General features: G+C 65.7%; 15 protein-coding genes and 1 rRNA gene (1 of these 16 only partly in view). 10 read left to right on the forward strand and 6 right to left on the reverse strand.

The features are described 5' to 3' along the window. The first annotated feature begins 10 nt into the window (after positions 1-10). From QP164_RS16425 to QP164_RS16435, 3 genes are all read left to right on the forward strand, one after another. Complete coding sequence (locus QP164_RS16425) at positions 11-823, forward strand: OmpA family protein (protein ID WP_333923814.1); 813 nt, start codon at positions 11-13, stop codon at positions 821-823. Between the two features lie 511 nt (positions 824-1334). Continuing rightward, positions 1335-3866 carry a DNA topoisomerase (ATP-hydrolyzing) subunit B gene (gene gyrB / locus QP164_RS16430; RefSeq protein ID WP_333923815.1) on the forward strand — a complete coding sequence of 844 codons (2532 nt, stop codon included), beginning with the start codon at positions 1335-1337 and terminating at the stop codon, positions 3864-3866. 58 nt (positions 3867-3924) lie between these two features. Further along, entirely contained in the window at positions 3925-4197 is a 273-nt protein-coding gene (locus tag QP164_RS16435) for a DUF1488 family protein (RefSeq protein WP_277983740.1), read from the forward strand. Here QP164_RS16435 and QP164_RS16440 read toward each other — a convergent pair. Genes QP164_RS16440 through QP164_RS16450 form a run of 3 tightly spaced genes read right to left on the reverse strand, consistent with a single transcriptional unit; the run spans position 4175 to position 5902 of the window. Further along, entirely contained in the window at positions 4175-4798 is a 624-nt protein-coding gene (locus tag QP164_RS16440; RefSeq protein WP_333923816.1) for a DedA family protein, read from the reverse strand. The two genes, QP164_RS16435 and QP164_RS16440, sit on opposite strands and share 23 nt — an antisense overlap. A 42-nt stretch (positions 4799-4840) precedes the next feature. Beyond that, positions 4841-5341 (reverse strand): DUF1993 domain-containing protein, encoded by a 501-nt coding sequence (locus QP164_RS16445; protein WP_333923817.1) that lies wholly within the window; start codon positions 5339-5341, stop codon positions 4841-4843. Positions 5342-5350: 9 nt separating this feature from the next. Then, the gene (locus QP164_RS16450) at positions 5351-5902 is read right to left on the reverse strand and encodes a DNA-deoxyinosine glycosylase (RefSeq protein ID WP_333923818.1); all 552 of its coding nucleotides are present in this window, start codon (positions 5900-5902) and stop codon (positions 5351-5353) included. A gap of 212 nt (positions 5903-6114) precedes the next feature. Between QP164_RS16450 and QP164_RS16455 the strand changes: the two genes are divergently transcribed. Next, positions 6115-8148 carry a S9 family peptidase gene (locus QP164_RS16455; protein WP_333923819.1) on the forward strand — a complete coding sequence of 678 codons (2034 nt, stop codon included), beginning with the start codon at positions 6115-6117 and terminating at the stop codon, positions 8146-8148. A 53-nt stretch (positions 8149-8201) separates the two neighbouring features. On the opposite strand, the gene QP164_RS16460 is transcribed toward QP164_RS16455, so the two are convergent. Continuing rightward, on the reverse strand, positions 8202-8855 hold the full coding sequence (locus QP164_RS16460; protein ID WP_333923820.1) for a DUF1345 domain-containing protein: 654 nt from the start codon (positions 8853-8855) through the stop codon (positions 8202-8204). 49 nt (positions 8856-8904) lie between these two features. Here QP164_RS16460 and hisS point away from each other — a divergent pair, with 49 nt between their 5' ends. The 4 genes from hisS to QP164_RS16480 all read left to right on the forward strand — a co-directional run bounded on the left by hisS (position 8905) and on the right by QP164_RS16480 (position 13820). Beyond that, positions 8905-10140, forward strand: coding sequence for a histidine--tRNA ligase (hisS, locus tag QP164_RS16465; protein ID WP_333923821.1), 1236 nt, complete (start codon positions 8905-8907; stop codon positions 10138-10140). 143 nt (positions 10141-10283) lie between these two features. After that, positions 10284-11357 (forward strand): peptide chain release factor 1, encoded by a 1074-nt coding sequence (prfA, locus tag QP164_RS16470; protein WP_333923822.1) that lies wholly within the window; start codon positions 10284-10286, stop codon positions 11355-11357. Positions 11358-11590: 233 nt separating this feature from the next. Next, a complete protein-coding gene (gene prmC, locus QP164_RS16475) occupies positions 11591-12334 on the forward strand; it encodes a peptide chain release factor N(5)-glutamine methyltransferase (protein ID WP_333923823.1) in 744 nt (247 codons plus the stop codon). A 241-nt stretch (positions 12335-12575) separates the two neighbouring features. After that, positions 12576-13820: a DUF4167 domain-containing protein gene (locus QP164_RS16480; protein ID WP_132742439.1), complete on the forward strand. Its 1245-nt coding sequence runs from the start codon at positions 12576-12578 to the stop codon at positions 13818-13820. Between the two features lie 118 nt (positions 13821-13938). Here the strand turns inward: QP164_RS16480 and QP164_RS16485 are convergent, their stop codons facing one another. After that, positions 13939-14229, reverse strand: coding sequence for a hypothetical protein (locus QP164_RS16485; RefSeq protein WP_243643540.1), 291 nt, complete (start codon positions 14227-14229; stop codon positions 13939-13941). A gap of 71 nt (positions 14230-14300) precedes the next feature. On the opposite strand from QP164_RS16485, the gene QP164_RS16490 reads away from it, so the two are divergent. Then, on the forward strand, positions 14301-14729 hold the full coding sequence (locus QP164_RS16490) for a CBS domain-containing protein (RefSeq protein WP_132742438.1): 429 nt from the start codon (positions 14301-14303) through the stop codon (positions 14727-14729). 27 nt (positions 14730-14756) lie between these two features. On the opposite strand, the gene QP164_RS16495 is transcribed toward QP164_RS16490, so the two are convergent. Continuing rightward, positions 14757-16262, reverse strand: coding sequence for a lipopolysaccharide biosynthesis protein (locus QP164_RS16495; RefSeq protein WP_443027454.1), 1506 nt, complete (start codon positions 16260-16262; stop codon positions 14757-14759). Between the two features lie 635 nt (positions 16263-16897). Between QP164_RS16495 and QP164_RS16500 the strand changes: the two genes are divergently transcribed. Then, a 16S ribosomal RNA gene (locus QP164_RS16500) occupies positions 16898-17071 on the forward strand; it runs 1313 nt beyond the window's last position.

Genomic DNA, 17071 nt, shown 5'->3' on the forward strand with positions numbered 1-17071 from the left:
AGAGACGATGATGACCCGGAAATTCACGCGCGCAGCCCTTGGCGTCCTGATGGTTGCAGCAACCACCGCCCCTGTTTTCGCGCAGGTCCGTGACGGAGGACGGCCCGAGGGGCGCTACGATATGAGCCGCGCGCCATGGTTGCGCCCCGGCTATCGTCTGGAAGGCGCCGGCGTTCCGGTGCTCTTCCCCGAACTGCGCAATACGCGGCGCGGCATTGCGTTCGTGATGCCGAACTTCGATGCGAACGGCGATGGCCGGATCAGCCCGCGGGAAGCCGACGACGCCAACCGCGAATTTGCGCGCATTGCAGGCCCCCGCCGCGACCGCTTCGACTGGGATGCATACGGCCGTGACCCTGGCGGCTATCGTGGCGACCGTGGCGGTACGACGATCGTCGAGACCACCACGACTTGGGACCGCGTCGCGATGCGCAACTACGGCTTCCGCCAGACCCCGCGCGGCGCGACGCTGACGCTGCAGGAGGACGTGCTGTTCCGCACCGACAGCGACGTGCTGCGTCCCGGCGCGATCGAGAAGCTGCGTCCGCTCGCGCGCTATCTGCGCGGTAACCCCGGCGTGCGCGTGTCGATCGATGGGTTTACGGACTCGCGTGGTACCGACGCGCACAACCAGGACCTGTCTGAGCGGCGCGCGGCGAGCGTCCGCCAGGCGTTCGACGACATGGACGTGGTGCGCGCGCGGTTCAGCGTCGTCGGTCACGGCGAGAACCAGCCCGTCGCGACCAACGCAACGCCGGCCGGCATGCGCCTGAACCGCCGCGTCGAAGTGACCCTGCTAGGCCAGCGCGCCGACCGCTTTTGAAGCTGGTCTCCCTCGCCCCTCCGGGGAGAGGGAAGGGGCCCGCCGCGCTTGCGGTGGGAAGGGAGAGGGGAGTGAGGCTCGGGCGCGCACCCAACTCCCCCTTACCCTCCCGTCGCCTGCGGCTCCTCCCTCCCTCCCTCCCCCAGAGGGAGGGGGACAAGCCTGACCAACCTGTACCACCCCGGCGAAAGCCGGGGCCCAATTGGGGGACATTGCTGACTGAGCGCAGTTCGTCGTTACTGCGACCTTTCCAATTGGACCCCGGCCTTCGCCGGGGCGGTGCTACCTTCGCCGGCGCGGTGCTAGGGTGCGCGCTGTCCTACAAAGCCCACCCCTGTCACCATTCCCGCATGGCGATTCCCCCTCGAAACCGACTCGCCCGACCCTCGAAGTGCACACGCGCCGCAAAACGCGCCCAGCGTCTGCACCTCGTGCACTTCCGGCGCGGCACGCCTCGCCCCTACAGGCCATTTCGCTTCCGTTTCGGCCCTCGAATGCCTATATACTCGGCATGGCATCCAACCCCGAAACCAACAATCCCAACCTCCCGAACATGGGCGACTACGGCGCGGACTCGATCAAGGTCCTGAAGGGCCTCGACGCGGTCCGCAAACGCCCCGGCATGTACATCGGCGACACCGACGACGGCTCGGGCCTCCACCACATGGTATTCGAGGTCAGCGACAACGCGATCGACGAGGCGCTGGCGGGGCATTGCGACCGGATCGACATCGTACTCAACGCCGACGGATCGGTCTCCGTCACCGACAACGGTCGCGGCATCCCGACCGGCATCCACACCGAGGAAGGCGTGTCCGCAGCAGAGGTCATCATGACCCAGCTCCACGCCGGCGGTAAGTTCGAGAACACCAACGACGAGAATGCGTACAAGGTCTCGGGCGGCCTGCACGGCGTCGGCGTCTCGGTCGTCAACGCGCTCAGCGAATGGCTCGACCTGACGATCTGGCGCAACGGCGAGGAGCATTACATGCGCTTCGCATTCGGCGATGCGGTCGCGCCATTGAAGGTCGTCGGCCCCGCCACCGAGGGCCAGAAGGGCACGCGCGTCACCTTCTTCCCATCGCCCGCCACCTTCAAGATCACCGATTTCGACTTCGACAAGCTCGAGCATCGCTATCGTGAGCTCGCCTTCCTCAACTCGGGCGTACGCCTGTTCCTCTCCGATGCCCGGCACGAGGAGATGAAGACCGTCGAGCTCTATTACGAGGGCGGGATCGCTGCGTTCGTGAAGTATCTCGATCGCGCCAAGGTGCCGTTGATGCCCGAGCCGGTCGCGATCAGCGGCACGCGCGACGACGTGACGATGGACGTCGCGCTCCAGTGGAACGACTCGTATTACGAGAACGTCCTCGCCTTCACGAACAACATCCCCCAGCGCGACGGCGGCACACACATGGCCGCATTCCGCGCCGCGCTGACCCGCACGCTCAACAACTACGCCGAGAAGAGCGGCATGTTGAAGAAGGAAAAGGTCCAGCTCACCGGCGAGGACATGCGCGAAGGCCTGACCGCGATCGTCTCGGTCAAGCTGCCCGATCCCAAGTTCAGCAGCCAGACCAAGGACAAGCTCGTCTCGTCCGAAGTCCGCCAGCCCTTGGAAAGCCTGATGGCCGACAAGATGGCCGAGTGGCTCGAGGAAAACCCCGCGCACGGCAAGGCGATCGTCGCCAAGATCATCGACGCGGCCGCCGCCCGCGAAGCCGCCAAGCGCGCCCGCGAACTGACGCGCCGCAAGGGCGTGATGGACATCGCATCGCTGCCCGGCAAGCTCGCCGACTGCCAGGAGCGCGATCCCGCCAAGTCCGAGCTGTTCCTGGTCGAGGGTGACTCGGCAGGCGGCTCGGCAAAGCAGGGCCGCGATCGCCATTTCCAGGCGATCCTTCCGTTGCGCGGCAAGATCCTTAACACCGAGCGCGCGCGCGAGGATCGCATGTTGTCGAGCCGCGAGATCGGCACGCTCATCACCGCGATGGGCACTGGCATCCGCGACGACTTCAACGCGGACAAGCTGCGCTACCACAAGATCGTCATCATGACCGACGCAGACGTCGACGGCGCGCATATCCGCACGCTGCTGCTGACGCTGTTCTACCGTCACATGCCCAAGATCATCGAGGGCGGGTATCTCTACATCGCCCAGCCGCCGCTGTATAAGGCGACCAAGGGCCGGTCCGAGGTCTACCTCAAGGACGACGCGGCGCTCGACGAATATCTGGTCGATGCGGGCGTCAATACGATGGTGCTCGACGGCCCAGGCGGCGGTCGTTCGGGGCGCGATCTGAAGGATCTGGTCGATCACGCGCGCCGGATGCGGACGCTGATGCGCTACGTTCCGAAGCGCTACGATGCCGGGATGATCGAGGCGCTGGCACTCGGCGGCGTGTTCGATCCGGAGGCGTCGGTCGAGGATCGCACCTCGCGTCTGGAGATCGTAACGCGTCGTCTGGAACTCGACGACGGCGATGCCCGCTGGACCGCGGTGTTGACCGAAGACGGCGGCATCCACTTCCAGCGCGCATGGCGCGGGGTCACCGACCACCACATCATCGAGGCGAGCTTCCTGGTGTCGGCCGAGGCGCGCAAGCTTCACGCGTTGTCGGGCGAGCATGCCGAGAGCTACGCCCACACCTCGAACCTCGTCCCCGCCAGCAAGGCCTCGCAGGCCGAAGAGCCCGAGGTTGAGGAGGGCGCGGAGGCCGGCGCCGGCGTGATCGGCTCGGTCACGGCCGTCGCCGCACGCGGCTCGACTCAGGTTTCGCGTCCGAGCCATCTGCTCGACGCGATCCTGACCGCGGGGCGGAAAGGTCTCGCGATCCAGCGCTACAAAGGTCTTGGCGAGATGAACGCCGAGCAGCTCTGGGAAACCACGCTCGACCCGTCGGTCCGCTCGATGCTCCGCGTCACCGCGGTCAATGCCGAGAGCGCGAACGAGATCTTCACGCAGCTCATGGGCGAAGTCGTCGAACCGCGCCGCGAGTTCATCCAGGACAACGCGCTCAACGTCGCCAACCTCGACGTCTAAGGGCGGAACATCGAACGTCCAACCGCGCTTAACGGCCATCTATCTAGGAGCGTAGAACATGGCCGAAGACCGGTTGGACATCGATGTGAAGACTCTCGAGGACAATAGCGACCTGCGCCAGGTCGAGTTCGAGGGCGAAGTCAGCGAAGAACGCTATCAGTTCGCGGTGCAGTATGATGTGCTCGAGGCGCTGAGCACGGTAGCGCCCGAGGGTGATGCGGTGGCGATCTTCAAACAGCATCTCGACGAGATCGCCGACCTCGGCGTCGTCGCGCTGGCCCGCGATCCCGACCAGGAGATCGTCGTGATCAGCGAGAACGATCTCGACTGACGGCAACGCTTGACGTGGCGGTCGTCGCGCTCGCCTTGCGGGCGTGGCGGCCCCGCCAGAAGCGGATCGCCGTGATAACCAGCGCCGCGACCGCGACCAGGATCGCGACGCCGACCAGCTTCTGCTTTGGCATGACCTTGTCGACCAGCTCGATCAGCCCGTCGCCGAACACATAGCCTATCCCCGTGAACAACACGCCCCACACCAGCGCAGAGATCGCGTTGAGCACCACGAAGGTGCGCGCGGGGATATGCGAGGTACCGATCGCGATCGGGCTGATCGTGCGCAGTCCGTACAAGAATCGGAAGCCGAGGATGAACACCGTCGGATGTCGATCGAGCGTGTCGAGCGCCTTGGCGAAAGCGGGCTTTTCGGCGATCCGGCGGACCCGCTTGGTATCGCGATAACGGCGGCCGGCGAAGAAGAAGAGCTGATCCGCGAAGAACGATCCGGTCACCGCGGCGGCGGCGCTGCCGACCAGCGATACCAGATGCTGGTGCGCGAGCAGGCCGCCGGTGACGACGCTGGTTTCACCCTCGAACGCTGCGCCGAGGAAGATCGCGGCAAGGCCGTACTGCGAAATGAAGCTTTCGATCGACATTCGCCGCCCTTGCCGGACCGCACGGGGTTTGGCCAGCCGTGCTTATCGGCCCAGATAGTGCATCTTGCCGATCGGCACGCCGCGCATCCGTAAAAGCGCGTAGGCCGTTGTAATGTGGAAATAGAAATTGGGCAGGACGAAGCCGAGCACGTAGCTTTTGCCGGTGAAGTCGATGCTGCCACCCGGCGTGACGAGCGTGACCGGGGCGTCCTCCTTGCCGTCGATCGCTGCGCGGGGAACGGTGTCGAGAAACGCGAGCGTCGCGGCAATCCGCTGCTGGAGCGCGACGAAGCTGGCTTCGTCGTCCGCCATGGCGAGATTGGGGATGTCGCCGATCCGCACCATCGCGCCCTTTGCGGTGTCGCTCGCGCGCTGCACCTGCGCGGTCGGCGGCGTCATGTCGGCGGTCAGCCGGGTGTCGAGCATGTCCGCCTCCGCGATGCCGTGGTCACGCGCGAACGTCTCGCCGACGGTCAGGATCGTCGACAGGCTGGCAAAACCGCGGCGAAAGGCGGGGACGGTGAGGTCGTAGAGGCTGGTCATGCGAGAAGGCTAGGCGCGCTCTGCAGGCGGGTCGAGCAGGAACGTCGCCAGTGCGCTCCAGGCGGGGTGCTTGGCCGCGATGCCGACGGTGTGGAGCGGACTGCTCGATGGGAGCGCGACGATCTCGGGGCCAGCGACTTCGCGGCCAAGGAGCTTCATGCCTTGCTTGAGCGCGGTGCCGCCGTTGAACGCGATCGCGCGGAGATGCGGCAGGGTGGCGATCAGCGCGGGGAGGTCGTTGCCTTCGATATCGACGATCGCCGCATCGGTGCTGCCTGCGCGGCGGGCCGAACCGATGACATCCCACAGCGCAACGCGGGCCTCGCGTAACGCGTCGAGCCGGTCGTCATAGTCCAGCACGGCGAGGTCGCGACCGACGACGGGCGACATCAGCTGCCAGAACTGGTTCTGCGGATGTGCGTAATAGCGCTGCGCCGCAAGCGAGCGATCCCCTGGCAGGCTGCCGAGGACGAGCAGGCGCGCATCGGGTGCTGCGATCGGGGGAAGGAGTGCTTGAGGGACATGGGATGTCTTTAGTGAAGATAGCTTTCCGTTCGACAACCCCCATCCGTCATCCTGACGAAAGTCAGGACCCAGAGCCGCGAAAGTCACCGTTCGTAACCCTGGGTCCTGACTTTCGTCAGGATGACGAGGCGAGGCGCTGCGGATCGCTATCGCATCTGTCCATCTCGTCTTTGATCCCGCAGGCAAATCGATCCGTCACCAAACCCCGGTGATTGCGCATAATCCCGCAAGCGTCCTATCACACGCGCATGAAGATCATGCTCTCCGCCAGCCTCGCCGTGCTCGCCTTTGCGAGTGCCCCCGCCGCCGCCCGGCAACTCACCATCGACGACGTGACGATGCTCAGCCGCGTCGGCGCGCCGACCGCGTCGCAGGACGGGCACTGGCTCGTCTGGGCACAACGCGAGACCGATCTCGCCGCGGACAAGGGACGCTACGACCTCTGGCGTCTCGATCTGAGCACGCAGGGCGCGACGCCGGTAAAGCTGCTCGCCGATCCGCAGGTCAACGAGAACGACCCGCAGATCGTCGGCAACACGGTGTATTTCACCTCGGACAAGGGCGGCGAAGATGCGGTCTGGTCGGTGCCCGTAACGGGCGGCACACCGCGCAAGCTGACCAGCTTCAAAGGCGGGTTCAGCGGCTTTAAGGTCGCGCCGACCGGCGACAAGCTGCTCGTCTGGGCGGATCGCAAGCCAGGCGCGCCGAGCTTGGAGCCGGCGATGGTGAAGAAGGATCCGAACGCGGGCGCCGGTCGCACCTACGACCAGCTGTTCGTACGGCATTGGGATACGTGGGCGGATGGCACGCGATCGCAGCTGTTCGTCTTGCCGCTGACCGCGACCGGCGCGCCCGGCAACGGCGTCGCGATCGTCGGCGCGCTGGTCGGCGATACGCCCTCGAAGCCCAACGGCGGCGGCGAGGAAATCTCGTGGAGCCCCGACGGCCGCACCGTCTATTTCGCGATGCGTGAGGCTGGCCGGATCGAGGCGCTGTCGACCAACCTCGACATCTTCTCGGCGCCCGCGGACGGTTCGGCTGCACCGGTCAACCTGACCGCGGCGAACAAGGCGACTGATAACCTGCCGACGGTATCGCCCGATGGCCGCACGCTCGCGTTCTTCGCGATGCGGCGGCCGGGGTTCGAGGCGGATCGCCAGGTACTGACGCTGCGCGATATTGCCAGCGGCAAGACGGTGTCGCTGACCGAGCGCTGGGACCGCTCGGTCGGTTCGATCGCGTGGGCGCCCGATTCGAAGTCGCTCTACGTGACGGCGGACGACACGCAGGAGACGCCGCTGTTTCGCGTCGATGCGACCACCGGTGCGGTCACGCGGCTGACTCAGGAGGGTCATGTCAGCGCGGTCGCGATTACCCCGCGCGGTCCCGTGGTAGCGATCGACAGCCTCACCGCACCCGCCGATTTCTACCGCGTCGCAGGCGCCGGTGCGCCGCAGCGTCTGACCCAGGTCAACGCGACGAAGCTTGCCGGGATCGACATGCCGACCGTCACGCGGTTCAACTTCAAGGGCGCGAACGCGGACACCGTCTGGGGCTATGCGGTGAAGCCGTACGGTTCCGCGAGGAAAGTGCCGATCGCGTACATGGTCCATGGCGGCCCGCAGGGATCGAGTAACAACAGCTGGTCGTATCGCTGGAACCCCGCGGTGTTCGCCGGCGCAGGCTACGGCCTGGTCGCGGTCGATTTCCATGGGTCGACCGGCTACGGCCAGGGCTTCACCGATGCGATCAGCAACAACTGGGGCGGCTGGCCGCTCGAGGATCTGCAAAAGGGTCTGAAGGCCGCGACCGACAAGTTCGCGTGGCTCGATGCCGACAATGCGTGTGCGCTCGGCGCGTCGTACGGCGGCTACATGATGAACTGGATCGAGGGGCAGTGGCCCGATCGCTTCAAGTGCATCGTCCAGCATGACGGCGTGTTCGACGCGCGCGCGATGGCATATGAAACCGAGGAGCTCTGGTTCGACGAATGGGAGCATGGCGGGAAGGCTTATTACGAGGACCCGCAGGCGTTCGAGAAATGGAACCCGGTCAATTACGTCGCCAAGTGGAAGACGCCGATGCTGGTGATCACCGGCGAGAAGGATTTCCGCATTCCGTACACGCAGGGGCTGGCGACGTTCACCGCGCTCCAGCGGCGCGGGATCCCGTCGCGGTTGCTGGTCAATCCGGGCGAGAACCACTGGGTGCTGAAGCCGAAGAACTCGCGGCAATGGTATGGCGAGGTGCTCGGCTGGATGGATAAGTGGACGGCGAAATAATTTCGCCATGTCGTCATGCCGGAGCCCTTCCGGCATGACGACACGAGCTCACCTCAGCCACCGCTCCCCAGCACGTTGATGGTGAACGCCAGCACGCCGATGTTGAACACGAACGCCGCCATGCACTGGCCGAGCGCCGCCTTGCGCACCCGCCGCGAGGTGATCTGCACGTCGGAGGTCTGGAACGTCATCCCCAGCGTGAACGCGAAATAGGCGAAGTCCCAGTAATCGGGCTCGTCGCAACTCGGGAAATCGAGGCCCTTGGCGTCCTTCCCATCCGGATCGTCGACATAATAAAGATGCGCGTAGTGCAGCGTGTAGATCATGTTCGAGAACAGCCACGCGAGCGCCAGCGTCGCGATCGTCAGCGCGATCCCGACCGCGTCGTTCTTGCCCTGCAGTTCCTTGGCGACCGCGACCAGGATGACGAGCATGATCATACCGCTGAACCCGAGCAGCACCGCGCGATTGGCGTCGTTCTCTTCCGCCGCGCGGCGCATCCGTGCCGCGGTGGCGTTGCGGAATAGCGTCGAAACTGCGATCAGAAACACGACCGCAGCGACGTCGAACGCCGCCATCGTCCCCCGGCCCAGCCCGATACGTGGAATCAGCACGGCGAGACCGATCGCGAACACCAGTACGAACAGGATGAAGCGCGGCGGGGCAACGCGTTGGCCTAGGCCCCAATATCTGGCTTTGCTGGTCATGCCACAGCGCTAGCGCTTCGTGGGCACGTCGCCTAGATACGCGCGCATCATGGCCAAGACAGAAACCCCGCGCCGCATTCGTGGCACCCAGGACATTTTCGGCGACGAGCAGCGCCGGTTCGCGCACGTCCTGTCGACGTTCGAACGGGTGCGCGCATTGTATTGCTTCCAGCGCGTCGATATCCCGGTGTTCGAATCCACGGCCGTGTTCGCGCGCTCGCTCGGCGAGACGACCGATGTCGTGTCGAAGGAGATGTACACATTCGAGGATCGCGGCGGGGACTCGCTCACGCTCCGCCCCGAGTTCACCGCCGGCATCGCGCGCGCCTATCTGACCGAAGGCTGGCAGCAGTTCGCACCGCTGAAGCTAACCACCAGCGGTCCTGTGTTCCGCTACGAGCGTCCGCAAAAGGGGCGCTTCCGGCAGTTCCACCAGATCGACGCCGAGGTGATCGGTGCCGCGGAACCGGCAGCGGACGTCGAACTGCTCGTGCTCGCGGATCAGTTGCTGCGTGAACTCGGCATTTCCGACGGCGTGACGCTCCAGCTCAACACGCTCGGCGACGCGGCTACGCGCGACGCGTGGCGCGAAGCGCTGGTGGCGCATTTCGAGGCGCATCGCGGCGAACTGTCCGAGGACAGCCTGACCCGGCTCGAGAAGAACCCGATGCGAATCCTCGACTCGAAGGACCCGCGCGACCGCCCGATCGCCGACAGTGCGCCGGATATCGACGCGTATCTGACGCCCGAGGCGCGTGCGTTCTTCGAGGCGGTGACCGCCGGGCTCGATGCGGCGGGTGTCGCGTGGGAGCGCAACGCGCGGCTGGTGCGGGGCCTCGATTATTATCGCCACACCGCGTTCGAGTTCGTGACCGACCGGTTGGGCTCGCAGGGAACTGTGCTCGCGGGCGGCCGGTACGACGGGTTGATCGGCTCGCTCGGCGGGCCGGAGACGGCGGGCGTGGGTTGGGCTGCTGGTGTCGAGCGGCTGGCTATGTTGCTGGATGAACCGGCTGAGCAGCGCGCCCAAGTCATCGTCGTTGCAGAGGACGACGACTCAAGTCTCGATGCGATCGCCCTGATTTCCGACCTCAGGCGAAATGGAGTGTCCGGAGATATGGTTGCTTCCGGTTCGCCGAAAAAACGCTTCGACAAGGCCGTCAAGGCAGTCCCACAGGCAATCGTGAGCGTTCGTCGTGCCGACGGCGAAGTCGTTCGAAAGTTGAAGATGCTCGGGTCTGAAGCCGAAGCGCTTGAGGCCCAATTGAAGACGCTGCTGTCGTGATGGCTCATCCGCAAATCCTCCCCGGCACGGGGAGGTGGCAGTGCGCGGCACTGACGGAGGGGGCTTCCACGTCGCGCAACACCTGGGGCCCGCCCCCTCCACCCCCTTCGGACGGTCCCCCTCCCCGTGCCGGGGAGGATTTGATGACCCAGATATCCCCCGACCGCATCCGCGCGATCGAGGCGCGGCGTGACGAGTTGCAGGCCCTGATGTCGACCGGCGATCTCCCCTCCGACCGCTTCGTCGCGGTGTCGAAGGAATATGCCGAGCTCGAACCTGTCGCCCAGGCCGCCACCGAAGTGCGGCGACTACGGCAGGAGGCGGAGAGCCTCGCGTTCATGGCCGAGGATGCCGACGACGAACTGCGCGCGATGGCGTCGGACGAGCTGCACGAGAACCGCACGCTGCTCGAAACCGCGGACCGCAAACTCGCGCTCGCGCTGTTGCCGCGCGACTCAGCCGACGATCGCTCGGCGATGCTCGAGGTCCGCGCCGGCACCGGTGGCGACGAGGCGGCGCTGTTCGCGGGCGACCTGTTCCGCATGTACCAGCGCTATGCCGAGTCGCAGGGCTGGCGGGTCGAGATGATCTCGGGCTCGTCGTCTGATGCGGGCGGCTTCAAGGAAGTCGTCGCGAGCGTCACCGGCCAGGGCGTGTTCGCCAAATTGAAGTTCGAGAGCGGCGTCCACCGCGTTCAGCGCGTGCCCACAACCGAAGCGGGCGGCCGGATCCACACTTCGGCGGCGACCGTCGCGGTGCTGCCCGAGGCGGAGGAGGTCGACGTCAAGATCGACGACAAGGACCTGCGCATCGACGTCTATCGCTCGTCGGGGCCGGGCGGGCAGTCGGTTAATACCACCGACAGCGCCGTACGTATTGTCCACATCCCGACCGGGCTGACGGTGATCCAGCAGGACGAGAAGTCGCAGCACAAGAACAAGGCCAAGGCCCTCCGCGTGCTCCGGACGCGGCTGTACGAGGCGGAACGCGACCGGCTGCATGCCGAGCGGGCAGGCGCGCGGAAGTCGATGGTCGGCTCGGGCGATCGTTCGGAACGGATCCGGACGTACAATTTCCCGCAAGGTCGCGTGACCGATCACCGCATCAACCTAACGCTGCACCGCCTGCCGGAGATCGTCGCGGGGGAAATGGACGAACTGATCGGCGCGCTGATCGCGCAGGACGAAGCGGACCGCCTGGCACAGCTGGATGGCTGAGCCCTCCTACTTCCCCCTCCCGCAAGCGGGAGGGGGCCGGGGTGGGCTCGCGGCCGGTTCCAGAGGGGCGTTGAGCTTGGGTCTTTCGACCTATCGCAACCGGTGTGTCCGCGGTGAGCGCGTGCCCACCCCCAACCCCCTCCCGCAAGCGGGCGGGGGGTAAGTTTGGCGATCGCCACCGCCGCTGCGCGCCTCACCTTCTCCGCCACCCCCGCCTCGACGCGGAACTCCTGATGGCGCACGCGCTCGGCGTCGAGCGCAACGCGATCCTCCTCGATCCGGATCGCTACACCGTCCCCGAGAGCTTCGCCGCGCTCGTCGAACGCCGGCTCAGCCACGAGCCGATCGCCTACATCACGGGCACCCGCGGCTTCTGGTCGATCGACCTCGCCGTCGGCCCCGGCGCGCTCGTTCCCCGCGCCGACAGCGAAACGCTCCTCATCGCCGCGCAAAAACACTTTGCCGGCCAAGCGCCCACGACGGTGCTCGACCTCGGCACCGGCCCCGGCACGCTACTCCTCGCAGCGCTCGATGAATGGCCCGCCCAAGGCCTCGGCGTCGACTATTCCCCGCAAGCGCTCGACTACGCCCGCGCCAACGCCGTCACCCTCGGCATGACCGACCGCGCCCGCTTCATCCGAGGGAGCTGGGCCAGCGCGATCGCCGGCCAGTTCGACCTGATCCTCGCCAACCCGCCCTATATAGCCACCGACGAGCAGCTCCCGGCCGAAGTCCATGACCACGAACCGCACGCCGCGCTGTTCGCCGGCCGCGACGGTCTCGACGACTACCGCATCCTTGCCGAGCAACTCCCCGCACTGATCGCCCCCGGTGGCGCGGCCGTCATCGAGATCGGATCGACGCAAGCCACCTCCGTCACCGCACTCCTCAAAGCGCAGAGTTTGCACGTCGCGCTCCACCACGACTATGGAAACAACCCCCGCGCGCTGGTCGCGACGACAGGAATACGGCGCTAACCGGCAGTTTTCGCTTGTAGTATGGCCTTTCCGCCCGCTATCACGCGGGCAGGGGCACGCACTCTCGACGATTGGTCGGCTTAGAGCGATGACCCGCATCTTTCGCTTTGAGGTCGCTGCAGTCCGGCGGCCCTGGCAAGTTCGACGCACCGATCTCGTCTAGATCGTCGGTGCGCGACGGGGGTTTGCACCGCATTTCGGAGCACGACCAGATTTTGGTTCGACGACTGAGGACACAAGCTTGATCAACAACCGGCAAGCCGGCCGCCGTCGCGGTCGTGGCAACAATAATAATGGCGGCGGCGGTAGTGGTGGCGGTCAACGCCAGGGTGGCGGCGGTGGCGGCCAGGGTGGTCGCGATACCGGCAACCGCATCGACAGCCGCGCGCGCGGCAACGCGAGTCAGCTGTACGAGAAGTACAAGAACCTCGCGCGCGACGCGCAGCAGCAGGGCGACCGCGTCAACATCGAATATTACCTCCAGTTCGCGGACCATTATTTCCGCGTCCTGAGCGAAACCCGCGCCCGCTTCGAAGAGAGCCAGCCGCAGGCGCAGCAGCAGCCGCGTCGCCAGCAGCCGTTCGATCTCGACGGCGACGACGATTACGGCGACGAGGGCGAACCGATCCGCTCGGGCGAGCAGCAGGGGCAGGCTTCGGCTGAGCAGCAGAATGGCGGCCAGAACGGCCAGTACCAGAGCGCGCCCCGCCAGAATCGCGACACGCAGAACCGCGAAGATCGTCCGCAGCGCGACGACCGGCCGCAGCGCGAAGAGCGCCCGCGGTACGAGAACACCCGTTATGAAGGCCAGCGTAACGAAGGTCAGCGTAACGAGGGCCAGCGTAACGAGGGCCAGTCGCGCAACGACGGTCAGCGCGAAGACCGCGTTCGTGGCGAAGGCCAGCGCAACCAGCGCAACGCTCCCCGCGATACGCAGCAGCGCGACGAGCGTAGCGGCGAAGAGCAGGGTCAGGCGCGCGAGGCACAGGCCCGTGAGAACCAGGCCCGTGAGAACCAATCGCGCGAGACCCAGCCCCGCGACGAGCAGGTCCGCGAGCCCCGCTCCGACTACCGCGATGCGCCGCAGCGTGAGACGATCCGTCGCACGCCGCGCACCAGCGTCCAGGTCGCCAACGCCAACCAGGATTCGGAAGCCGACGCGGTCCGTTCGGTAACTGAAGCCCCGGAGCAGGCTGCCCAGCCGATCGAAGCCGTCGAGACGACGACGCCTGTCGCCGCGGCCACCGAGGAGCAGCCCCGCCGTCGCGGTCGCCCGCGCCGCGATCGCAGCCTCGACGCACCCGTTGCGACCGAAGATGCAGCACCGACCGCATTCGATGCGGACCGCCTGCCGCCATCGCTCGGCATCTCGGCCATAACGCCGGCGCCAACGCCGGCGACCGAAGCGACCGCTACCGATGCGGCGCCGGAAGAAAAGCCCCGCCGTCGCCGCGTTCGTGCGGTACCGGACGAGGTCGCAGGCTGAAGCCGTCATCCCGGACTGATCCGGGGCATAGCTGAGACCTGAAAGGGCCGGTGCCGCGTCACGCGACACCGGCCTTTGTCATGTTCGACGTCTGATCGACGTCATGATCGGCGTGCGCTCAATCGATCCGCGCGACATCCTCGTCATGCCCGCTTCCCGAACTCAGGAACGCGAGTCCCATCAGCAGCCCGGCCATCATCACCGATCCGCCGACCCCGCCGATCACGGCCAGCATCGTCACCAGATGCAGCGGCCCCTGCAGATGCGCCATCGCCGCAATCACCGCCGCGACGCAGATCGCCGCCGCCAGCACCATCCACGCCATGATCGCGCGAAACCGCGCCCATGCGAACGCCGCATAATGCGGGTCGTCCAACCCGGCCGGTGGTTCAGGCAGTCGATCGGTCATCGCTTCACATTGCCGCGCAAACATGGTTTCCTCAAGTCAGGCGCACCAGACGCATATGAGGAGAGGCGAAGATGACGATCGCGGCGATCCTGAAGGACCGAAAGGGCGGCATAGAGTCGCTCCACCCGGACTCCACTGTGGCGGAGGCGGTGGCGCTGCTCGCAGAGAAGCGGATCGGCGCGGCACCGGTGCTCGATGGCGACCGGGTGGTCGGCATATTCTCCGAACGCGATGTCATCCACTGCCTGCAATCGGACGGGGCCGCGGCGCTGGACCGGCGGATCGCCGATGTGATGACTACCGCGGTGAAGTCGGTCGGGCCGAACGAGTCCGCGATCGGCGCGCTGTCGCTGATGACTCAGCGCCGCATCCGCCATCTGCCGGTGATCGACGGCGACACGCTGGTCGGCTTCGTCTCGATCGGCGACCTGGTCAAATACCGCATCGACCGGATCGAAGCCGATGCCGCAGCGATGCGCGAATACATTCAGTCCGCCTAGATCAGGGGGCTAAACCAGGGGGCTAAACTAGGCAGCGACAGGTTGCTTCCGCACCACGGCGATCAGTTCGCGCATCGTCGCCCGCGCAAAGATCAGCATCGACGCCGCATAGACCGCTGCGCCGATAGCCACGAGGACCAACAGCCGCCAATGCGCGTCGAGCGGCGGCAGGCCGCGATCCACCAGCCCGACGATCAGCGCCATCGCGATCGCCGCCAGCGCCGGTGATGCGACCGCCCGCGCCACGTCTCGCGCGCGCACCCCGATTACCGGCAGCGTCCGCCATGCGCTGATCGCCAGGTAGAGCGGATACGCCGTTATCCACGCGATGCCCATGCCGGTAGGGCCCCATTGTACGCCGACTAGAAACGCCGTGGTCAGGATCATTGCACCAACCGCGCCGTTCTGGACGCCGATCCCCGGACGGCCGCGCGCGTCGGACGCCGGCGTGAACAACACCTGCAACGTCATGAACGGCATCGCCAGCGCGAGCAGGTGGACGATGGGCGCCGTCTCGCGCCATTTGTCGCCCAGCACGGTCAGCACCAGCGGCTCGGCGGTGGCGGCCAGCCCCATGTAGAATGGCATCGCGACGATCATCACCATCCGCACCCCCTTCACGAACGCGCGCCCGATCGCGTCGGGATCGGCTTGCATCCGCGCATAGGCGGAGAAGGCGACCTCGTTCAGCGGCGGCACGAATTTCGAGACGAAGATCTGCGTGAGGAACAGGCTGGTCGTATAGATGCCGAGCATGTGCGGCGAAAAGCTCCGCCCGGCGATGAACACGTCGGTCTGGCTCTGCAGGAACCAGAACAGCTGCCCCGCCGCCATAACCCCGCCATAGCGCGCGATCGTCCCCGCGCCGCGAAAGTCAAAGCTCGGCCAGACCAGCGACCGCGCGCTCCACGTCATCATCGCGCCGCGCACGCTAAACAGCACGATCGGCGCCAGTACCAAAGTCCATACCCCGAGACCATAGAGCGCACCGCCGAGCGCCGCACTGGCCGAGGCGATCGACGCGGTGATGTTAGCCTTGGCCTGGTGACGGAAATCCATCGCCCGCGAGAGCAGCGCATACGGGAGCGCGATGAAGGGGGTCGTCAGATAGAGCAGCGCCTGGACGCGGAGCATGTCGCCGACGATCGGCTGGCGATAATAGGCGGAGGCGAGTGGTGCGAGTGAGAGCTGCGCGACGGCAAGCCCGATGTTCAAAACGATCAGCATCCCGAACAGCTGCCGGACTTCGCGCTCGCTGATCTCCTTTTGCTGGATCAGCCCGCTCGCCAAGCCATAGCCGTTGAGCATCGCCATGAAGGTGAGAACCACCTGGCACATCGCGAACAGGCCGTAATCGGCAGGCGCCAAGATGCGGATAACCAGGAAGGTCGCGCACCACTGCACCATCTGCGCGACGATTTGGCTGCCCGATCGCCATATGAGCGCGCTGCGGACCTGCCCGGCGAGCGAGGTTGGTCCGGAGGGCGCGCCCGGCGCGTCCGAGGACCCGGGCGCCGACAGGGTCTCGGGCACGTTCGCCGGCGGGGGGCAGGGATCGCGGTATCCATCGTATCGGGCATGTAGCGATATGGGCCTTCACAAGCGCTTAAGGCGAGGCCCTAAGGACGGATGGTGCGTGCCACAGGACGCGGGGGCATCCTTTGGCGATCTCCGGCGGCGGAATGAAGTGCAGTTACAAGCGCTTCGTCAGCACCGGCAGGGGGTGTGGGGCGTCATAAACGCGCCAACTCGAGAAAATTGCCACAAATGTGAAAGATTGTGTTTGACGCGAATCGGAACCCCGCTTAGAGGGGTGTCACCGCAGCGGAGTGCCTTAGTGGTTACCGCGGTGGTCGCAAAAAACCAGATGCTGCAAGCTTTCTCGGAAGGGAGGGTTATGCGAGTGTCGGTATTTTTGTCGGCTGTTTGACATTGTAGGTTAAGATGAAGGGACATGTGGGCGGCGGCTTGCGGTTCTCGGGGTCCTCAAGGCTTCGGGGTATCGTTTAAAGCTAAGTCGTTCTCATATGTCCTTCACATATTCCATATGTAATGGACGGTCGTTTTGGTGTTCGCACCGGGGCGGTCGTCTGAATGATATTGTGCAGAGCGGCTCCTTGAGATGAGCTGGTTGATCGTGGAATTCCACTGCGATTGGCTGGTGACATAAACTTGAGAGTTTGATCATGGCTCAGAATGAACGCTGGCGGCATGCCTAACACATGCAAGTCGAACGAAGGCTTCGGCCTTAGTGGCGCACGGGTGCGTAACGCGTGGGAATCTGCCCCTTGGTTCGGAATAACAGTTGGAAACGACTGCTAATACCGGATGATGACGTAAGT

It is taken from the genome of Sphingomonas sp. LR59, assembly GCF_036855945.1.
Taxonomy (GTDB): Bacteria; Pseudomonadota; Alphaproteobacteria; order Sphingomonadales; family Sphingomonadaceae; genus Sphingomonas.

Excerpts from the sequence above, each read along its gene's own strand:
- QP164_RS16485 (WP_243643540.1), bottom strand. The coding sequence starts at position 14,229 with ATGACCGATCGACTGCCTGAACCACCGGCCGGGTTGGACGACCCGCAT.
- QP164_RS16490 (WP_132742438.1), top strand. The coding sequence starts at position 14,301 with ATGACGATCGCGGCGATCCTGAAGGACCGAAAGGGCGGCATAGAGTCG.
- QP164_RS16425 (WP_333923814.1), top strand. The coding sequence starts at position 11 with ATGACCCGGAAATTCACGCGCGCAGCCCTTGGCGTCCTGATGGTTGCA.
- QP164_RS16460 (WP_333923820.1), bottom strand. The coding sequence starts at position 8,855 with ATGACCAGCAAAGCCAGATATTGGGGCCTAGGCCAACGCGTTGCCCCG.
- QP164_RS16435 (WP_277983740.1), top strand. The coding sequence starts at position 3,925 with ATGGCCGAAGACCGGTTGGACATCGATGTGAAGACTCTCGAGGACAAT.
- hisS (WP_333923821.1), top strand. The coding sequence starts at position 8,905 with ATGGCCAAGACAGAAACCCCGCGCCGCATTCGTGGCACCCAGGACATT.
- gyrB (WP_333923815.1), top strand. The coding sequence starts at position 1,335 with ATGGCATCCAACCCCGAAACCAACAATCCCAACCTCCCGAACATGGGC.
- QP164_RS16445 (WP_333923817.1), bottom strand. The coding sequence starts at position 5,341 with ATGACCAGCCTCTACGACCTCACCGTCCCCGCCTTTCGCCGCGGTTTT.
- prfA (WP_333923822.1), top strand. The coding sequence starts at position 10,284 with ATGACCCAGATATCCCCCGACCGCATCCGCGCGATCGAGGCGCGGCGT.
- prmC (WP_333923823.1), top strand. The coding sequence starts at position 11,591 with ATGGCGCACGCGCTCGGCGTCGAGCGCAACGCGATCCTCCTCGATCCG.
- QP164_RS16440 (WP_333923816.1), bottom strand. The coding sequence starts at position 4,798 with ATGTCGATCGAAAGCTTCATTTCGCAGTACGGCCTTGCCGCGATCTTC.
- QP164_RS16455 (WP_333923819.1), top strand. The coding sequence starts at position 6,115 with ATGAAGATCATGCTCTCCGCCAGCCTCGCCGTGCTCGCCTTTGCGAGT.